Source organism: Cohnella cellulosilytica, assembly GCF_042431195.1.
Classification (GTDB): Bacteria; Bacillota; Bacilli; order Paenibacillales; family Paenibacillaceae; genus Cohnella; species Cohnella cellulosilytica.
The window spans coordinates 46,131-64,306 of sequence record NZ_JBHMDN010000017.1 but is presented as its reverse complement, the minus strand read 5'-3'; the positions used below and the strand labels follow the sequence as shown (position 1 = coordinate 64,306).

The 18,176-nt window shown below is 59.8% G+C and carries 15 protein-coding genes; 13 read left to right on the top strand and 2 right to left on the bottom strand.

Annotated features, from left to right (window positions below; all coding sequences use genetic code 11):
- The first annotated feature begins 108 nt into the window (after positions 1–108).
- The 13 genes from ACFFT4_RS13860 (at position 109) to ACFFT4_RS13800 (ending at position 13,516) form a co-directional block, all read left to right on the top strand.
- Positions 109–1,302 (top strand): ROK family transcriptional regulator, encoded by a 1,194-nt coding sequence (locus ACFFT4_RS13860; RefSeq protein ID WP_378048533.1) that lies wholly within the window; start codon positions 109–111, stop codon positions 1,300–1,302.
- Positions 1,303–1,468: 166 nt separating this feature from the next.
- Positions 1,469–2,296, top strand: coding sequence for a carbohydrate ABC transporter permease (locus tag ACFFT4_RS13855; RefSeq protein WP_378048531.1), 828 nt, complete (start codon positions 1,469–1,471; stop codon positions 2,294–2,296).
- 100 nt (positions 2,297–2,396) lie between these two features.
- Complete coding sequence (locus ACFFT4_RS13850) at positions 2,397–3,746, top strand: ABC transporter substrate-binding protein (RefSeq protein WP_378048529.1); 1,350 nt, start codon at positions 2,397–2,399, stop codon at positions 3,744–3,746.
- A 76-nt stretch (positions 3,747–3,822) separates the two neighbouring features.
- On the top strand, positions 3,823–4,737 hold the full coding sequence (locus ACFFT4_RS13845) for a carbohydrate ABC transporter permease (protein WP_378048527.1): 915 nt from the start codon (positions 3,823–3,825) through the stop codon (positions 4,735–4,737).
- Positions 4,738–4,765: 28 nt separating this feature from the next.
- Positions 4,766–5,425 (top strand): orotidine 5'-phosphate decarboxylase / HUMPS family protein, encoded by a 660-nt coding sequence (locus ACFFT4_RS13840; protein WP_378048525.1) that lies wholly within the window; start codon positions 4,766–4,768, stop codon positions 5,423–5,425.
- Between the two features lie 34 nt (positions 5,426–5,459).
- Positions 5,460–6,491 (top strand): zinc-dependent alcohol dehydrogenase, encoded by a 1,032-nt coding sequence (locus ACFFT4_RS13835; protein WP_378048523.1) that lies wholly within the window; start codon positions 5,460–5,462, stop codon positions 6,489–6,491.
- A 24-nt stretch (positions 6,492–6,515) separates the two neighbouring features.
- On the top strand, positions 6,516–7,979 hold the full coding sequence (locus ACFFT4_RS13830; protein WP_378048522.1) for a CoA-acylating methylmalonate-semialdehyde dehydrogenase: 1,464 nt from the start codon (positions 6,516–6,518) through the stop codon (positions 7,977–7,979).
- Positions 7,980–8,025: 46 nt separating this feature from the next.
- Positions 8,026–9,093 carry a zinc-binding dehydrogenase gene (locus tag ACFFT4_RS13825; protein WP_378048521.1) on the top strand — a complete coding sequence of 356 codons (1,068 nt, stop codon included), beginning with the start codon at positions 8,026–8,028 and terminating at the stop codon, positions 9,091–9,093.
- Between the two features lie 65 nt (positions 9,094–9,158).
- Positions 9,159–10,106 carry a sugar phosphate isomerase/epimerase family protein gene (locus tag ACFFT4_RS13820; protein WP_378048520.1) on the top strand — a complete coding sequence of 316 codons (948 nt, stop codon included), beginning with the start codon at positions 9,159–9,161 and terminating at the stop codon, positions 10,104–10,106.
- A 319-nt stretch (positions 10,107–10,425) separates the two neighbouring features.
- A complete protein-coding gene (locus ACFFT4_RS13815; RefSeq protein WP_378048518.1) occupies positions 10,426–11,418 on the top strand; it encodes an ABC transporter ATP-binding protein in 993 nt (330 codons plus the stop codon).
- A complete protein-coding gene (locus tag ACFFT4_RS13810) occupies positions 11,419–12,237 on the top strand; it encodes an ABC transporter permease (RefSeq protein WP_378048516.1) in 819 nt (272 codons plus the stop codon).
- Positions 12,221–13,024, top strand: coding sequence for an ABC transporter permease (locus ACFFT4_RS13805; protein ID WP_378048514.1), 804 nt, complete (start codon positions 12,221–12,223; stop codon positions 13,022–13,024). The genes ACFFT4_RS13810 and ACFFT4_RS13805 overlap by 17 nt, the downstream gene beginning before the upstream one ends.
- A gap of 99 nt (positions 13,025–13,123) precedes the next feature.
- Complete coding sequence (locus ACFFT4_RS13800; RefSeq protein WP_378048513.1) at positions 13,124–13,516, top strand: hypothetical protein; 393 nt, start codon at positions 13,124–13,126, stop codon at positions 13,514–13,516.
- Between the two features lie 210 nt (positions 13,517–13,726).
- Here ACFFT4_RS13800 and odhB read toward each other — a convergent pair whose 3' ends face one another.
- A complete protein-coding gene (odhB, locus tag ACFFT4_RS13795) occupies positions 13,727–14,998 on the bottom strand; it encodes a 2-oxoglutarate dehydrogenase complex dihydrolipoyllysine-residue succinyltransferase (RefSeq protein WP_378048511.1) in 1,272 nt (423 codons plus the stop codon).
- A 5-nt stretch (positions 14,999–15,003) separates the two neighbouring features.
- A complete protein-coding gene (locus tag ACFFT4_RS13790; RefSeq protein WP_378048510.1) occupies positions 15,004–17,898 on the bottom strand; it encodes a 2-oxoglutarate dehydrogenase E1 component in 2,895 nt (964 codons plus the stop codon).
- Positions 17,899–18,176: the final 278 nt, after the last annotated feature.

The following is an 18,176-nucleotide window of genomic DNA, read 5'->3' as shown; positions in this document are numbered from 1 at the left end:
GCGGGCCGGACGTCTATTCTAAAACCATTTTGTAAAATTGGTTTATATAATTACATCGTTATGTTAGAATAAATCTAATCTATTCTACGAGAAGGACTTGTGATTGCGATGGCTGGAAACAATACGAAAATTTTGAAAAAAGCGAACACCCATCTGGTGCTCAATTGCATCATTGCGGAAGAATCGATCACGATCGAGGACGTCGTCAAGAAGACGAAGCTCAGCCGTCCGACGGTCGTTAACATTATTAAAGAACTGACCGAGAAAAATATCGTGTTCAAGTCGGGCTTCGCGGAATATACGGGAGGCCGCCTGCCGACCCTGCTGTCGCTTAACGCCAACTCCTACTTCGCGATCGGCATCGACTTCGAATATCCCCCGATCCGCATGGCGATTTCCAATCTGAAGGGCGAGGTCGTCCTCAGCCAGGGCATTACGGTCGACCGGTCGTTCTCCAGAAACCGCATCATCGAGGAGATGTTCGAGGCGCTGGAGAGGATGATTGGAGAGTCCGGCATTCCGATGGAGCAGTTTATCGGCATCGGCATCGGGCTGCTCGGCTACCTGAAAGCGAATCAGGGCATCTCGCTGGAGATTTTGCGCATTCCCGAATGGAAGGACGTCGACTTCAAGAAGCTGGTCAAGGAGCGGTTCGGGCTTCCAGTCTATATGCAGAACGACATCCACATGATGGCACTGGCCGAGAAAAGGCTGTTTTTGACCGATCGCGCCGACGATTTCGCCTACGTCGGTATCCGTCCGGGCATCCGCGCCGGCATCGGGCTGGCGATGCATATCAACGGTTCGTTCTACGGCGGAGTTCACGGCAACGCGCATCTGCTCGGGCATATGACCATCGACATCAACGGAGAGCCCTGCCCGTGCGGCAGCAAGGGCTGTCTGGAATTGATGGCGGGGGAGCCCCACGTCGTCGCCAGATACAAGGCGCTGCTTGGGGACGATCCCGACGCCGAATCCATCCGCGGCATCCGGGATATCCATGCCCGCTCGCTGGGCGGGGAAGCCGCGGCCTCCCGCATTTTGGACGAGGTGGGCAGCTATTTGGGGATCGGCATCGCCAACGTGGTCAAGCTGTTCGGCTTGACGACCGTCGTTATCGGCGGTCCGGACGGCGAGCTGTACTACGGGCTGCTGCGCGACCATTTGAAGAAGAACATTTTCAAGAACATGTCGGGGGAGCTGGACATCATCGTCGGGCGGCTCGAGGAGGAGATGTATCCGCTCGGCAGCTGCTTCCTCGTCATCGATCAATACTTCAAAGAGCCGACGCTCGACCTTTAATAAAAGCAAACGATCATGGAAAAAATAGCCTTCGTTAGTGCCAAACTAACGAAGGCTATTTTTTAAATATATTTTGATAAAGTATTTTACAAAATATATTGACTTAATAAAACGCATCTTTTATATTGGTATTACTCGATAACGACGACAGAGAGGAGGGGAAAACATGGAATCGAGGGAAAGCAGGCTTCGCTATTACTCGCTGAATACTCTGACAGCCGCTCTGGTCATCGCCAGTCTGCTGCCGCTGGTCTGGCTGTTCATGACTTCCATCAAGCCGCAGGTCATCGCGTTCGCCATTCCGCCCAAATGGGTGTTCGCGCCGACTTTTCAGAATTTTGTAAACGTTTTTACGGACGAGAGCTTTATGAAGAGCTACTACAACAGCATCATCGTCAGCGTCATGACGACGGCCATCTCGCTGTACTTCGGAGTTCTGTCGGGGTATTCGCTGGCTCGCTCCAAGTCGACGGCGGGCAAGGTGATGGGGCTGTGGATCATTCTCGTGCGCATGGCTTCGCCGGTCATGTTCATATTGCCGCTCTACATTATGCTGCGAGAGACCAGCCTGCTGGATACTTACCTGGGGCTGTCGCTGACCTATCTGCTGATCACGCTTCCATTCGTAACGTGGATGATGTCCAGCTTCTTCAAGGGAATCCCGGAGGAGATCGAAGAGGCCGCGCTGCTGGACGGCTGCAGCCGGGTGAAGGTGCTGATGAGAGTCAACCTGCCGCTCGTGCTGCCCGGCATCGCGACGTGCGCGATCTTCACCTTCATCAACGCCTGGAACGAGTTTCTGTATGCGCTGATCATCTCGGGCAGAGGGACGCGGACGGCTCCGGTTATGGTGCAGGGCTTCATCACCTTCGAGGGCATTAACTGGGGAGAGCTGGCCGCCGTGGGCGTATTCGTCACCCTTCCCGTGCTGGTCATCTCGTTTATTTTCCAGAAAGGGCTGGTCAAAGGACTTACGGGCGGAGCCGTGAAATAGAAGCGGCGCCGCGGTACGTCGGGGAGGTGAGGGCCGGAGAGCAGAAGGCGGTATCGACAGGTTTTGTAGTTGGGCCACATATAACGGGGAGGTTCAAACCATGAGCAAATGGAAAATGACCGCAATAACGACGCTGGCCGTCTCCATCGTATTGGCGGGGTGCAGCGGGGGAACGAAGGAGAACGCGTCGGGACCGTCCGGCAGCGCGGCGGAAGGGCAGTCCGACAAGCCTTACGAGGGAGAGAGCATCAACGTTCTGATTTTGAAAACGCCTGCATGGGACGAGCTGGTCAAGAAAGCGTCCGAATTCGAGCAGGCGACCGGCATCAAGGTCAACTTCGATTCACTTCCGGAAAAATCGTATTTTCAGAAGCTGGAGATGTCGCTGTCGGCCCGAACCGGCGAATACGACGTCGTGTGGGGAAACAACAAAAGCTTGCCCTCGATGATTTCCGGCGATTGGATCGAGCCGCTGAACGCGTTTCTCGACGATTCCGCCAAGACGGACGCTTCGTTCGACTACGGGGATTTCATTCCGAAGCTGGCCAAAAACCTGTCGATGGACGGCAGCATTTACGGTCTTCCCGGCAACGGCGAAGCCAACATCCTGTACTATAACAAGAAAATGTTCGAAGAGGCCGGCTTGACCGCTCCGCCGAAAAATCTGGATGAATTGAAAGCGTATGCGGAAAAGCTGACGAACCGCGACAAGGACCAATCCGGCATCGTGCTCCGCGCGACGAGGGAGGGGAACGCCAACAGCTTCTCCTGGATTATGATCTGGAAAATGCTCGGAGGCAACTGGCTGGCCGAGGCCCCGGCTCCGTACGCGGTGCTCGACAGGCAGGAAGCGATCGACGCGACCAATCTGTGGATCGAGCTCGTGAACAACTACGCTCCTAAAGGCATTCATAGCTACGGCTTTAACGAATCGCTGCTGGCGTTCCAGCAGGGCAAAGCCGCGATGATGATCGACGTCAACACGTTTATGCCCGAAGTGGAAAATCCGGAGAAATCGACGGTGGCCGGCCAGGTCGGCTACAGCGTCCTGGAAGGCATCGGCGACGAGTATACCGTCGGGCCGACATGGGGCATCTTCATGCCGAAGGATACGGAGAAGAAGGACGTCGCCTGGGAGTTCATGAAATGGGCGACGAGCAAGGAAGTGATGCAGGAGATGGCGGACCAGAAGCTTCGTTCCGACGCGACTCGCACCTCCGTCCTGGATTCCGAGACGTTCAAGAACAATTTCAACGCGGAATGGGCCGAGGCGAACAAGCAGGCGCTTAACCATGCGGACTTCGGCTATACGCCGCTCGTGCCGGAAGGCAACGAAATTCGCGACGCGCTGTCCGTGGCCATCGCCAAGGCGGCGACCAACCAGGCAAGCGTCGAGAGCGCCCTGAAGGAAGCGAACGACCGGATCGCCAAGCGGATGGGCGGCAGCTAACCCGCCCGCCGCAGAGAGAATAAGCGGGGGATGACGGCGTCATTCCCCGCTTCGGAAAGGAGGCGCATAGTCCGCTATGGCTAATTACCCGATGAAGCACCCCGGAGCCGGAAGAAAGCTTGGCGGCAGACTCGGGTCGCGGGACAACCTGGTCCTGCTGCTGCTGATCGCGCCCGCGTTTATTATTCTGCTGGTGCTGAGCATGGGCCCGCTGCTTCATAGCATCTACACGGGCATGTTCGACTGGAACATGTCCAAGCCCGGCAAGACGTTCGTCGGCTTCGGCAACTACAAGGAAATCGTGCAGGACAGCTATTTCTGGAACGCCTTCCTGAACACGCTGTACCAGGTATTCGGCACCGTCGGCATTCAACTGATCGTCGGCTTGGCCGTCGCGCTGCTGCTGGCGCGCACCTTCCGCGGAGTCAAGGTTCTTCGCGCGCTGTATTTGCTGCCGATGATGACGACGCCGATCGTGGTCGGCCTCGTCTGGCGAATGCTGTTCAACCCGGAGCTCGGCCTTATCAACTACTACCTCGGCAAAATCGGGATTGCCGGGCCGAATTGGCTCGGCGATCCGAACTGGGCGATGCCGTCGATCATTCTGTCCGACGTGTGGCTGTCGACGCCGTTCATGACGATGATTTTGCTCGCGGGCTTGCAGACGCTGCCCACCGACCCCTACGAGTCGGCGGAGCTGGACGGCGCGAACCGCTTCCAGACGTTCTGGTATATTACGCTGCCGCTGCTCAAGCCTTACATCTACATGGCGCTGCTGTTCCGGCTGATGGACGCGATCAAACGGTTCGACACGATCTACATCATGACCGGCGGCGGTCCCGGCAACAAGACGGAGACGCTCAACATTTACGTGTACCACCAGGCCTTCGAGTTTCTGAAAACCGGATACGCCGCGGCGCTGTCCAACGTCATGCTGCTGTTCATCCTGGTGATCAGCCTCTATTTCTTGCGCAAAATTCAGAAGTCTTAACGATAGAAAGAACGGGAGAGGGATAGGAATGCGGAAACCATGGGTACAAGTCGCCGTCGATACGCTTAACGTCGACAAGGCGCGCGAATATACGGCAATCGCTCTGCAGGCGGGGGCGGATTGGATCGAGGCCGGCACGCCGTTAATCTACTACGAAGGCGTTCCGGTCATCGGCAGGATGGTCGAGTTCAGCGGCGACGTTCCCGTCGTCGCGGACTTTAAAGCCCAGGACGGCGTATACAAATATTTCGCGGAGGCGGCCCGGTTGGGCGCCAAGGTCGCGACCGTGCTGGCGCAGATGAACGACGGCAGCGTCAAGGAGGCCGTCAGAGCCGGGAAGGAGCACGGCATCCAGGTGTGCGCGGATTTGTTCTCCGTTCCGGCGGATCGGCTGGTTCAACGTGCCAAGGAAGTGGAAGCGCTGGGCGTCGATTACGTGCTGAAGCATTACGGCATCGACGAATCGAAGCACTACCCGGAGCGCAAGTGCGCCGACGGCGTGAAGGAGCTGGCCGCGGCGGTCGGCATTCCGATCGGCGTATCCACCTTCGGCATCGAGGACGCGCTGGAGGCGCTGGCCGCCGGGGCTTCCTTCATCGTGCAGGGAGAGCCGATCTTAAGTTCCGACAACGCATTGGAGAAGCTGACCTCGTTTATCGCGACGGTAAAATCGGCTTCCCGTTCTTGAATACAGAGAAGAGCAGAAAAGGAGACGGAGAGCCATGAAAGCAGCAGTCATCAGCGCCCCTTATCGTTTTAACATCGAGGATCGCGAAGCGCCGAGCCCGGCTTCGGGAGAAGTGCTGATCCGCGTTCGCGCGGTCGGCATTTGCGGATCGGACGTGCACGGCATGGAAGCCGACGGGGGGAGCAGAAGACCGCCGGGCCTGATTATGGGTCACGAAGCGGCGGGCGAGATCGTTGCCGTCGGAGCGGGTGTAGACGGGTGGAAAGCCGGGGATCGAGTGGCGCTTAATCCCCAGCTCTACTGCGGACACTGCCATGCCTGCCGGAGAGGCTGGCCGAACCTGTGCGAGAACGGAGTGACGCTGGGCTCGGCGCGCAAGCAGCTGACGCACGGGGCGATGCGCGAATATATCGCGGTTCCGACGCGCCAGATCTACAAGCTTCCGGACAACCTGAGCTTCGACGAGGGAGCGACGCTCGACTTTGTCGGCAACGCGTTCCACGTGATGAATCGTTCGAACAGTCAATTGGGAGACTGTTTCCTCGTGATCGGCACCGGGGCGATCGGCCTTGTGGCGGTGCAGTTGGCCAGGCTGAGAGGAGCCGGCAAGATCATCGCGGTCGATACTTCTCCGGCCAAGCTGGAGCTGGCCAGGAAATTCGGAGCCGATCGGGTCGTCAACCCGCTCACCGAGGACGTACTGGCCGCGGTCAAGGAAGAGACGGACGGCTACGGAGCAGACGTCGTGCTGGAGATGGTCGGCCTGCCCTCCACTTACGAGACGGCGGTCCGGGCGGCGAAGATGCAGGGCACCGTCATGGCGCTCGGCTTCGCGGCCAACGAAGTGACGCTGCCGATTCAGCCGCTGCTGTTCAACGAGGTGACGATCGTAGGCTGCACGGGCTTCTCCTTCGAGGGGCCGGTCGTGCTCGATATGATCGCCGACGGCCGCATCGACGTGAAGCCGCTCATTACCCACGAATACCCGCTTGAGGACATTGAGCGCGGCTTCGAAGCGCTGCTCGACAAAAAGTCCGACGCGATTAAAGTCATCATTCATCCTTAACGGATTCGATCGAGGTGGAGAGAAATGAGCACAAGCATAGAGAAAAGCGCGACGCTGCGCAATTTCATCGGAGGGCGCTGGGTAGAATCCGCCTGCGGGAGAACGGAACCGGTCTACCAGCCGGCAACGGGCGAGGTGCTCGCTTACGTTCCGCTGTCGGAGCAGGCGGACGTGGACCGGGCGGTGGAGGCGGCCGCGGCCGCCTATCCGATCTGGAGCCGAACGCCGGTGCCGAAGCGGGCGCGCCTGCTGTTTCGTTACCAACAGCTGCTCGTCGAGCATTGGGATGAGCTGGCCAGGCTGATCACGACGGAGAACGGCAAGAGCTACGAGGAGGCGTACGGCGAAGTGCTTCGCGGCATCGAATGCGTGGAGTTCGCGGCCGGCGCGCCTTCCCTGATGATGGGCAGGCAGCTTCCCGACATCGCGTCGAATCTGGAGTCCGGCATGTACCGGTATCCGATCGGCGTCGTCGGCGGAATTACACCGTTTAACTTCCCGATGATGGTGCCCTGCTGGATGTTCCCGCTGGCGATCGCCTGCGGCAACGTCTTCGTGCTGAAGCCTTCGGAGCGAACGCCGCTGCTGGCGAACCGTCTGGCCGAGCTGCTGCGGGAAGCCGGTCTGCCGGACGGGGTATTCAACCTCGTGCACGGCGCGAATGACGTCGTGAACGGGCTGCTGCATCATCGCGGGGTGCAAGCGATCTCGTTCGTCGGCTCCCAGCCCGTCGCTGAATACGTGCATCGGACCGCATCGGCGAGCGGCAAGCGGGTGCAGGCGCTGGCCGGCGCGAAAAACCACAGCATCGTCATGCCCGACGCCGATCTGGAGCTGACGGTGCGGCAGATCGTCAACGCCTCCTTCGGCTCGGCCGGGGAACGCTGCATGGCGTGCTCCGTCGTCGTGGCGGTCGGCGACGTCGCCGACCGGCTTATCGACGGCCTGCTTCAGGAAAGCGATCGGATCAAGATCGGCAGCGGCTTGGAGGAGGGTACGTTTCTCGGTCCGCTCATTCGCGAGTCGCACAAGACGAGAACGCTCGGGTATATCGAGAGCGGGCTGGAGGAAGGCGCGACGCTGCTGCGGGATGGCCGCGAAGATCCGCAGGCGAAGGGCGAGGGTTACTTCCTCGGCCCGACGATCTTCGATCATGTCGGCACGGAGATGAAAATTTGGCGGGACGAAATTTTCGCGCCGGTGCTGTCCGTCATGCGGGCCGAATCTCTCGAGGAGGCGATCGCGATCGTCAACCGGTCCGAGTTCGCCAACGGTGCGTGCATCTACACGACCAACGGAAGCCATGTCCGGCAGTTCCGGGAGACCGTGGACGCGGGCATGCTGGGAGTGAACGTGGGCGTCCCGGCGCCGATGGCGTTCTTCCCTTTCTCCGGCTGGAAAAACTCCTTCTACGGCGACCTGTATGCGAACGGGACGGACGGAGTGGAATTTTATACGCGCAAGAAAATGGTTACGGCCAGATGGTAACGGGCGTACGCGGCCAAGACGACAGGGAGAGGCGGGAACAGACGGGATGAACATGCAGGCTCTGGTCCAATACGAGAAAGGCAGCAGGAAGGTTCGGCTGGAGACGATTCCGGCTCCGGACGAACTGGGACCCAAGGACATTCTGATGCGCGTTCAGGCGGTCGGGGTGTGCGGCAGCGATCTGCACATCTACCATGGCACGAACGGCTTTCCGGTCAAGCCGCGGCTCGTGCTCGGGCACGAATTCACGGGCGTTGTCGTCGACGTCGGACCGGAGGTTCGGCTGTTCCGGAAGGGCGACCGCATCGTCAGCGAGACGCCGGTCTACGTCTGCGACGCTTGCGTCTATTGCCGTTCCGGTCAATTCGACCTCTGTCCGCGCCGGCTGGCGTTCGGCGCGACGGCCGACGGCGGCATGGCGCAGTACGTGCGGACGCGGGAGGCGATCTGCCACCGCGTGCCGGACGGACTGTCACCCGTCCAGGCGGCGCTGACGGAGCCGGCGGCCGTCGCCTACAACGCGGTCGCGCACCATTCGCACATTCGTCCGGGCGATCACGTCGTCATTATCGGCCCGGGTCCGATCGGACTGATGTGCCTGCAAGTCGCCAAGCTGGCGTCCCCGGGACATCTCGCGATCGTCGGCACGAAGCGGGACGCGCAGCGGCTCGCGCTGGCCGAGCGATTCGGCGCCGACGAGGTTATCGTCGTCGAGGAGGAGGATGCCGTCGCCCGGACGATGGCGGTCGGCGACGGCTTCGGAGCCGATCTGGTCGTCGATTGCGTCGGCATTTCCGCCACTTTGCAGTCCAGCATCGAGATGGTTCGCCATGGCGGCCAGGTGACGAAGGTTGGCTGGGGACCGCAGCCGGTCGGCTTCTCGCTCGATCCGTTGATCCAGAAAGCGGCGAGGCTGCAGGGCTCGTTCAGCCACAAATATTACCAATGGGAGAACGTGCTCAAGCTGATGGCCAGACAAGCGCTCGATCCGCTGCCGATGACGAAGGTGTACGGGATGGACGATTGGGAGCGGGCCTTCGACGAGATGCACGCGCTGCAGCATGCCAAGTCGGTGCTGCTGCCCAACGGGGACGAAGGATTTCCTATCGGCTAATAACGGCGGGTCGGCCGGCGGGAAGGCTCCGCCGGTCCGGTTCGCGAACGGGGGAGAGAGAACGCATGCAAAACTTCGAACAGAAAAACGAGCGCATACGCGCAAGGTTTCGGGATTGGCTGCAGCCGAATCCCCGTCCGGAAGCGCTGAAGCTGTCCTGGAGCAATTGGGGCTTCGGCATGGAGCCGCTGCGGCAGTCGGTCGAGCGGCTGCACAGGTTCGGCGTGTCTTATATCGAATTGCACGGCAATCATTATGGACCGGGGCTCGGCTACAAGGCGCGGGAAGTCACGGAGCTGCTGGACGCCTACGGAATACGGGTATCGGGCATTTGCGGCATGTTCTCGGCGGACAACGATCTGTCGTCCAACCGGGCGATTCATCGCCAGGCGGCGCTCGACTATTTGCAGCGCGAGCTGGAATTCGCGTCCGCCGTCGGCGCGGCGTATTTGCTCGTCGTGCCGGGGGCGGTCGGCCGTCCGGACAAGTACGACGACACCGAGTTCGAGCGGAGCGTCGAGACGCTCGCGCTGGCGGCGGACGGGTTCGCGCGCAGCGGCGTCAAAGCGGCGATCGAGCCGATCCGCTCCGCGGAAGTGAGCTTTGTCCACACGGTCGCAGACGCCAAGCGGTACATCGCAGCGGTCGGCCATCCGGCCATCGCCCATATTAACGGCGACGTCTTCCACATGCAGTCCGAAGAGGCGCATATCGGAGAAGCGATTCTGGAGGCGGGGGAGCGCCTGGTCAATCTGCATCTGGCGGACAGCAACCGCAGCGCGCTCGGGGAAGGCTCCATCGATCTGGATACGATCATTATGAGCCTCCATCTCGCCGGCTTCGGCCAGGGAGCGCGCTTCGCCAGCTTCGAGCCGCTCGGGCCGGGAGGCGCTCCGTACCCGGCGATGTACGGGAAGCCGGACCCGGAGCGTCTGGATCGGCTGGTCGGGGATTCCGTCCGCTATTTTCGGGAACGGGAATCCGCGGTCGTCGCAGCGTACTCGGGCGAGTAAACCGCCCGTCGGCAATCTTCCGGCACCTTGCGGCCCTCCGGCCCGGGCCAAAACGCAGCCGTCAAAAAAATGCGGTTAAAAAAGTCTTGCCATTCTCTGCGAGCCAAGGTACAATCTAACATCAAACGGAAGGGTTTCTAGGGATCCGGGAGCGAGGGCGCCAGCGCCAGGCTCGCCGAACCGAGCGAAACCGGCTGCGGCTTCGGCCGCGTTACACCGCGAGGGATAAAAGACCTTCGGCAAGTTCCGCTGCGTTGCGGCGGATCGGGCCTGGGGTCTTTTTTGCTTTACCGAGGCAGAGAGCTAAGGGGGGATGACGATGGTGGCTTTGCGAACCAGGGGATTGGGGAAGACGTTTCGCGTCAAAAGGAAAGAAGCCGGGTTGTCCGGCAGCTTTCGGTCGCTGTGGAAGCCGAATTGGGAGACGAAGGAGGCGGTGCGGGGCATCGATCTGAGCGTGCGCGAAGGAGAGACCGTCGCTTTCCTCGGTCCCAACGGAGCCGGCAAATCGACGACGATCAAAATGCTGACCGGCATTCTGCATCCTTCCTACGGCGAGGCCGAGGTGCTCGGATTGACGCCGTGGAAGGAGCGGGAGCGTCTCGCTTACCGAATCGGCGCCGTCTTCGGGCAGAAATCCCAGCTGTGGTACCATCTGCCGCCGATCGATACGTTCGAGCTGATCAGCCGGATCTACGAGCTGAAGCGGGACGAATACGCGCGGCGCAAGGACGAGTTGATCGAACGCTTCGAGCTCGGGCCGTATTTGCATACGCCGGTACGCAAGCTGTCGCTCGGAGAGCGGATGCGCTGCGAGATCGCCGCTTCATTCCTGCACGGGCCGCGGCTGCTGTTCATGGACGAACCGACGATCGGGCTGGACGCCGTCGTCAAGCAGCGGATTCGCGAGCTCATTCGCGAGAGGAACCGCGAGGAAGGAACGACCGTATTTCTGACCTCGCACGACGCGGGGGACGTGGAGTCGCTCTGCTCGCGGGCCGTCGTCATCCATCACGGTGGCGTGCTCGTCGACGAGCCGGTCGAGCGCATGAAGCGGGAAGTGCTCAGCCGCAAGATCGTCACGCTTAAATTGGCGGAGGACGCGCTTCGCACCGAGCTGCCGGATATCGCCGGAGCGCAGTGGGAGACGGAGGAGGGCTGCCGGTTGTCGGTCGACCTGAAGCGGACGACGATCGAGCGCGTTCTCGGCGAGTTGATCGGCCGCGTCGGCTTTACGGACGTGAACGTCGAGGACCCTTCCTTGGAGGAAATCATCAAGCATATTTACGGGATGAAAAAGGGGGCGGACTAGATGGGCGGCGAGAGCAACCGGTGGGCGGCATCGGGACGCAAGGCGACAGCGGTCGGCACGATCGCGTTTCGCCAGCAGCTCGCGTACAAGACGGATTTTGCGCTGCGGGGCTTTTTCCTGCTGTTCATCCTGTTCGTCTTCATCCAGCTGTGGACGGCCGCTTACGAAGGGGATTTCGACAAAGCGATCTCCGGCTTTACGCTGAAGCAGATCGTCTGGTATCTCGTCTTCACCGAGGCACTGACGATGGCGGCTCCGCCGCTGTGCTCCCGGATCGAGGAGGAAGTGAAGAACGGCGACGTCGCGATCCGCCTGATTCGTCCGCAGTCTTACGTCGGCTATCACTTCTCCGTCTTCGCGTCGGAGGCGCTCACCCGTTTTGCCGTCCATTTGCTGATCGGCAGCGCCATCGCCTGGCCGTTCGTCGGACCCCCTTCGTTCGGCGGCGGCTGGCTCGGCTTGCTGGCGCTCAGCGCGGGAGCGCTGACGGTGACGTTCCTGCTGCTTCTGCTGGTCGGGCTGTGCGCCTTCTGGGTCGAAGAGACGAGCGGCTTGTACTTCGTTCTGCAGAAGCTGCAGTTCACGATCGGGGGCATGCTGCTGCCGATCGATCTGATGCCGGAATGGCTGCAGCGCGTATGCGCCTGGCTGCCGTTTCAGGCGGCGCTGTATTTTCCCGCGAGAATGGCCGTTCATTTCGACCCGGCGCTGCTTGTCAAGCAGTTGGGGATTCAGATCGGCTGGATCGCTTTGCTGGCGTTCGCGGTAAACCGGATGTACCGGAGAGGAGTGACGAAGCTGCATGTCAACGGCGGATAAGTGCAAAGCCAACGTCCGGTACGTGTGGGCCTGCTGGAAAGTTAACCTGGCTTCGGCGATGGAGTACCGGCTCAGCTTCCTGCTGCTGGCCGGGATGATGTTCGTGAACAATGCGATATGGCTGTTTTTCTGGGGATTGTTTTTCGGCCGCTTTCCGATCGTTCAGGGCTGGGAGCTTCACGACGTCATGCTGCTGTGGGCGGTCAGCACGGGCGGCTTCGGCTGGGCGGCGATGCTGTTCGGCAATTTCCCGCGGATTGCCGGCATTGTGGCGACGGGGCATCTGGACGTCTATCTGTCGCAGCCGAGACCGGTGCTGCTCAGCGTGCTCGTCAGCCGCTGCTCGGTGACCGCGGCGGGAGATTTTCTCTTCGGCATCGTCGTTTACCTGATGGTCGGGGATACGTCGCCGCGCGGCATCCTGTTGTTCGCGCTGGGGCTGCTGATCAGCGGCATGCTGTTTATCGCCGTCATGGTGCTCGCGGGCTGTTCGGCCTTCTGGATCGGCAACGCGGAAGGGATGACGCAGCAGCTGTTCAACAGCTTTATCGCCCTGACGACGTACCCGTCCGACATCTTCCGGGGCTTCGTCAAGCTCGCGCTGTTTTCGCTCGTTCCGGCCGGCTTTATCAGCTACTTGCCGATCGGCCTGCTGCGGAACTTCGACCCGGTATTCGCGTCGGGGGCCGTCGGAGCGGCTGCCGGGTTGACCGTCGCGGGAGCGCTGCTCTTCCGCAAGGGCCTGCGCAGATACGCCTCGGGCAACACAATCGCGATGAGGAGTTGAGGAGAGGGGCGGGAGTGTCGCTTTTCACCGAAAAAAAGGTGCCGACTCCCGTCCAATTTGCTACAATAAAGCTACCAAAACGAAAGGAGAAATGAAGCCATGGACCCGGAACTGAAAACGATACTGGAGTCGATCCAAACCGAGCTGAAATCCGTCAAGGAAAATCAAGAAACGTTCGCCAAAGAGGTCAATCACAGATTTGACACTGTGGACGGCAGGCTTAACGGCATTGACGGCAGAATTGACGGCATTGATGGCAGACTTGACGGTATTGACGGCAGACTTGACGGCATGGACGGCAGACTTGACGAGATTAAGGTTCAACTGGATCGGATCGAAGCCGAATCGAACGAAGACGTAGTCGCCCTGCTCGAATCCATCAACGGCAAGATCGAGACGCTGGCTACCAAAGAGGACGTCGAATACCTCGCGGCGCGTACGGGCCGAAACGAACTGGAAATCGACAGGCTTAAGCGAGCGATATCGGGCTAACGGCCGGCAGCGCATTCCCCCCATCAAGTCAGTCAAACTAACCTCGAATTTCTTCCGCAACATCCATTAAATCTGAAGACAGGAGCCCATTGAAATCTCCCGCCAATCCGACCCCCAATTAAGGGAGCATGAAAAAAACGGCCGCCTTTCGCCGAAGCCGTCCTCTGGAGGACGAGATTCGACGAGAAGCAGCCGTTTTTGCATTGGGCATTAGCCCTCGAGCAGCAGCGTTTCCGGATCTTCGAGCATTTCCTTGATTTTGACGAGGAATTGCACGGCTTCCGCTCCGTCGACGATTCTGTGGTCGTAGGAGAGGGCGATGTACATCATCGGACGGTTCTCCATGCGCTCCGCGTCGATGGCGACGGGACGAAGCTGGATTTTGTGCATGCCGAGAATGCCGACTTGCGGCGCGTTCAGAATCGGCGTCGACAGCAGGGAACCGAATGTGCCGCCGTTCGTAATCGTAAACGTGCCGCCTTGAAGCTCGGACAATTCCAGCGTGTTATTGCGAGCCTTGGAGGCCAATTGAACGATAGAGCGCTCGATTTCCGCGAAGCCGAGGCGGTCGGCATCCCGTACGACCGGAACGACCAGGCCTTCCTTCGCCGATACCGCGATGCCGATGTCGTAATATTTCTTGACGATGATATCGTCGCCGCTGATTTCCGCGTTCAAGTGAGGGAACGCTTTAAGCGCGCCGACGACGGCTTTCGTGAAGAAGGACATGAAGCCGAGGCCGACCTCGTGCTTTTCCTTGAAAGAATCTTTACGGCGCTTGCGAATTTCCATAATCGCGCTCATGTCCACTTCGTTAAAGGTGGTCAACATGGCTGCCGTATGCTGCGCTTCGACCAGACGCTTGGCGATTGTCATGCGCCGGCGGGACATGCGCTTGCGTTCCTCCGGCTTGTTCGAATTCGAAGTCGGCTTATCGATCGCGGCCGAAGCGGCCGGGGCTGCTTTCGGAGCCGGAGCCGTACCGGCGGAAGCGACGTCGCTGGCGTGAATGCGGCCGATCGGATCGCGCGCGGGCACCGCGGTCAGATCGATGCCTTTCTCGCGGGCCAGCTTGCGGGCGGCAGGCGTAGCCAGTGCGGCGCCGTCGTTGGCCGAGGAAGCGGCTGCCGGGGCTGCCGAAGCCGAAGCCGAAGCTGCAGCCGCAGGCTGCGGAGCAGGGGCCGGGCTGGCGGCTTGCTGCGCCGGAGCGGGAGCAGCTGCCGGAGCCTGCGCAGGCGCACCGGCGCCCGCCGCGCCGATTTTGCCCACCGGTTCGCCAATCTTGACCGTATCGCCTTCACCGGCCAGAATTTCAGCGATCACGCCGTCCTGTTCGGCGCTGATTTCCAGGTTGACTTTGTCGGTTTCCAGCTCCAGCAGGAGATCGCCTTGTTTCACGCTGTCTCCTACTTTGACGAGCCATTTCGAGATCGTTCCTTCCGTAATGGATTCGCCCATCGCCGGTACAAGAATGTCATGCATTGAAGTTACCTCCCGGATTTAACTGCGGTTTTCTTTTTTTTCTTCTGAACCAGAGCCTGGTTAATAATAAATTGCTGCTCGAACGCATGGATTTGCTGGTAGCCGCTTGCCGGGCTCGAACGCTTCGGACGGCCGTTGTAGCTGACGGACACGTTCTCCGTATCGACAAGCTCGCGCAGGCGAGACTCGACGAAGCCCCATGCGCCCATGTTTTTCGGCTCTTCCTGAACCCACAGCACTTCGGACAGGTTCGGGAAGCGATCGAAGATCGCCTTGAGCTCCTGTCTCGGGAACGGGTACAGCTGCTCGACGCGAACGACGTGCAGCCAGTCGCGGTTCGTATCCGGCGTCTTGGCGAGCTCTTCGGCCAAGTCGATCGCGACCTTGCCGGTGCAGAGAACGAGACGCTCGACCTTGGCAGGCTGGTCGCCCAGACCGGGCTGCTCAAGCACCGTCTGGAACGTTCCCTCGCTCAGCTCGGCCGCGGACGAAGCCACGTAAGGGTTGCGGATCATGCTCTTGGGAGCCATCAGGACGAGCGGGCGCGCGTGTTCCGTGTTCAACACCGACGCCTGCCGGCGCAGCAGATGGAAATATTGGGCCGCGCTGGACAAGTAAGCGACCGTCCAGTTGCCTTCCCCGCACAGCTGGAGGAAGCGCTCGAACCTGGCGCTGGAGTGCTCCGGTCCCTGGCCTTCGTAACCGTGCGGCAGCAGCATCGTCAAGCCGGAATGCTGGGCCCACTTGGACTGGCCGGCCGAAATAAATTGGTCAATCAGAACCTGCGCCGAGTTGGCGAAGTCGCCGAACTGCGCTTCCCAGATGACCATCGTCTCCGGCGCGAACACGTTATAGCCGTATTCCAGGCCGAGTACGCCGGCTTCGGACAACGGACTGTTGTGGATCGCGAACGAGGCCTTCGCTTCCGGAATCGCGTGCAGCGGGCAGAACGTCGCGCCGGTTTCCGTATCGTGCAGCACGAGGTTGCGGTGCGCGAACGTCGCTCTCTCGGCGTCTTGTCCGCTGAGCCGGATCGGCGTGCCGTCGGCCAGAATCGTGGCGAACGCCAGCGTCTCGGCATGGCTCCAATCCACCTTCTCCCCGTCGTTCAGCGCGTCCGCGCGGCGTTCGAGAATCCGCTTGAGCTTGCCGTATACATGGAACGATTCCGGGAATTGAAGCAGATCTCGGTTGATGCTGCGCAGCTTCTCCAGCGGCACGGCCGTTACGGGCTTCGGCGCGTCGAGCGAGAATTCCGGAGCATGCGATTGCCGGACCGGGCTGTTGCCTTCGCGGTTTTTGATTTCCTCGTACGCGTCCTTCAGCTTATTCTGCACGTCGCGCTTGACCTGTTCGACGGCTTCCTCGCTCAGGACGCCTTCGCGAACCAGTTTCTCGCCGTATAGACGGGCGACGTTGGCATGGGCTCTTACCTTCTTGTAAATCAGCGGCTGGGTCGTTTCCGGATCGTCGGTTTCATTGTGTCCGTATTTGCGGTAACCGATCAGATCGATCACAAAGTCTTTCTTGAACCGTCTGCGGTATTCGCTGGCCATCCGCGCCGCGGCGATCACGGCGTCCGGCTCGTCCGCGTTGACGTGAACGATCGGAATTTCGAAGCCTTTGGCCAAGTCGCTCGCGTAATGCGTCGAACGGGAGTCCTGGCTTTCCGTCGTAAAGCCGATGCGGTTGTTGGCGATAATATGAATCGTTCCGCCGCACGTGTAGCCGTAAATGTTATTGAAATTCAGCGTCTCCGCCACAATGCCTTCGCCGATAAACGCCGCGTCCCCGTGAATGAGGATGGAAGCCGCCTGATCGAAATTTTGCACCGGATAGCCGGGTTTCGTGCGATCCTCCTGAGCCGCGCGGGCGTAGCCGCCGACGACCGGATTGACGTATTCCAGGTGGCTCGGGTTGTTGGCCAGCGTGATGCGGGTTTCCGCCGTCTCGCCGGACGTAATCGAACGATTGGCCCCGAGATGGTATTTGACGTCGCCGGTCCAGCCGTAATTGATGCTGAGCGAACCTTCCGCCGGATTGAGCTGTTTGTTCGGCGCATGATGGAATTCCGAGAAAATGGTGCTGTAAGGCTTGCCCAATACGTGCGCAAGCACGTTAAGACGACCGCGATGCGCCATTCCCATGACGACATTGCGAGCGCCTGCATTGGTAAGTTCATGTACGATTTCATCCGTCAGAGGCACGAGCGCTTCAATGCCTTCGGCGGAAAAACGTTTCTGTCCGACAAAGGTGCGCTGCAGGAAATCTTCGAACTGCTCGGCTTCGAACAGCTTGCGCAGCAGAGATTCGCGCTCGGAGGCGAGCAGCTTCGTAGACGGGATAACCGATTCGGCCTGCTTGCCGAGCCATTTGCGCTCTTCTTCGACGTGGACGTGGCCGAAGTCGAAGGCGATCGGGCCCGTGTAGACCTCGAGCAGCTTCTGCACGCCTTCCCAGGCGTTGCGCAGTGGATAAGGGGCGTCTTCCCAGACGCAATCCGGAGGAAGCTGCTTCAAGTCGGCTTCGGTCAGTCCGTAAGTAGCGGGCTCGATCATTTCCGTATTGGCTTTCGGGCTGAGCTCGAGCGGATCGATATCGGCGGCCAGATGGCCGAACGAACGTATATTCCAGGCCAATTGGCCGGCTGCAATGGCTTTCTTGAGCAGGTTGGCGTCGAACGGGGCCGATGCGCCGGAAGCCTGCGGTGCGTTAACCGGATACGCCGTTGCGGCGTCCGCGCGCGGAGGAGCGCCGTATTGCGAGAAGAGCTCGCGATATTGGGGGCTTACCGCTTCAGGGTCCTGAAGGTAGATGTCGTACTGCTCTTGGACATAGCCAAGATTGGGGCCGAAAAACTGCTGCCATAATTCTTGCATGTTTTCATTGTCCACTGACATTGTGCATCCCTCTGCATTCATGTTAGTCATACACGGGTGCCAATACGTATTAAGCGCACCTGTATCCATTCTAATTCATTTTTATGTTCGGATATAGACATTATTAGGCATAGGAATGATCTAGATAATAGATCGATCGGCGAATTTCCGCCATAAAGATTAGATTGTGCCGCGAAGCTCGATTTGACTCCCTTTTTTTGTCCGCCGCCTGTCGTCTTAGCGGGTTTGATTTTCCTGCGATCTGGTTAATTGTATAAAAATAGGGCGGATGATATAGT

Coding starts and splice junctions, on each gene's coding strand:
- ACFFT4_RS13860 (WP_378048533.1), top strand. CDS start 109: ATGGCTGGAAACAATACGAAAATTTTGAAAAAAGCGAACACCCATCTG.
- ACFFT4_RS13855 (WP_378048531.1), top strand. CDS start 1,469: ATGGAATCGAGGGAAAGCAGGCTTCGCTATTACTCGCTGAATACTCTG.
- ACFFT4_RS13850 (WP_378048529.1), top strand. CDS start 2,397: ATGAGCAAATGGAAAATGACCGCAATAACGACGCTGGCCGTCTCCATC.
- ACFFT4_RS13845 (WP_378048527.1), top strand. CDS start 3,823: ATGGCTAATTACCCGATGAAGCACCCCGGAGCCGGAAGAAAGCTTGGC.
- ACFFT4_RS13840 (WP_378048525.1), top strand. CDS start 4,766: ATGCGGAAACCATGGGTACAAGTCGCCGTCGATACGCTTAACGTCGAC.
- ACFFT4_RS13835 (WP_378048523.1), top strand. CDS start 5,460: ATGAAAGCAGCAGTCATCAGCGCCCCTTATCGTTTTAACATCGAGGAT.
- ACFFT4_RS13830 (WP_378048522.1), top strand. CDS start 6,516: ATGAGCACAAGCATAGAGAAAAGCGCGACGCTGCGCAATTTCATCGGA.
- ACFFT4_RS13825 (WP_378048521.1), top strand. CDS start 8,026: ATGAACATGCAGGCTCTGGTCCAATACGAGAAAGGCAGCAGGAAGGTT.
- ACFFT4_RS13820 (WP_378048520.1), top strand. CDS start 9,159: ATGCAAAACTTCGAACAGAAAAACGAGCGCATACGCGCAAGGTTTCGG.
- ACFFT4_RS13815 (WP_378048518.1), top strand. CDS start 10,426: ATGGTGGCTTTGCGAACCAGGGGATTGGGGAAGACGTTTCGCGTCAAA.
- ACFFT4_RS13810 (WP_378048516.1), top strand. CDS start 11,419: ATGGGCGGCGAGAGCAACCGGTGGGCGGCATCGGGACGCAAGGCGACA.
- ACFFT4_RS13805 (WP_378048514.1), top strand. CDS start 12,221: ATGTCAACGGCGGATAAGTGCAAAGCCAACGTCCGGTACGTGTGGGCC.
- ACFFT4_RS13800 (WP_378048513.1), top strand. CDS start 13,124: ATGGACCCGGAACTGAAAACGATACTGGAGTCGATCCAAACCGAGCTG.
- odhB (WP_378048511.1), bottom strand. CDS start 14,998: ATGCATGACATTCTTGTACCGGCGATGGGCGAATCCATTACGGAAGGA.
- ACFFT4_RS13790 (WP_378048510.1), bottom strand. CDS start 17,898: ATGTCAGTGGACAATGAAAACATGCAAGAATTATGGCAGCAGTTTTTC.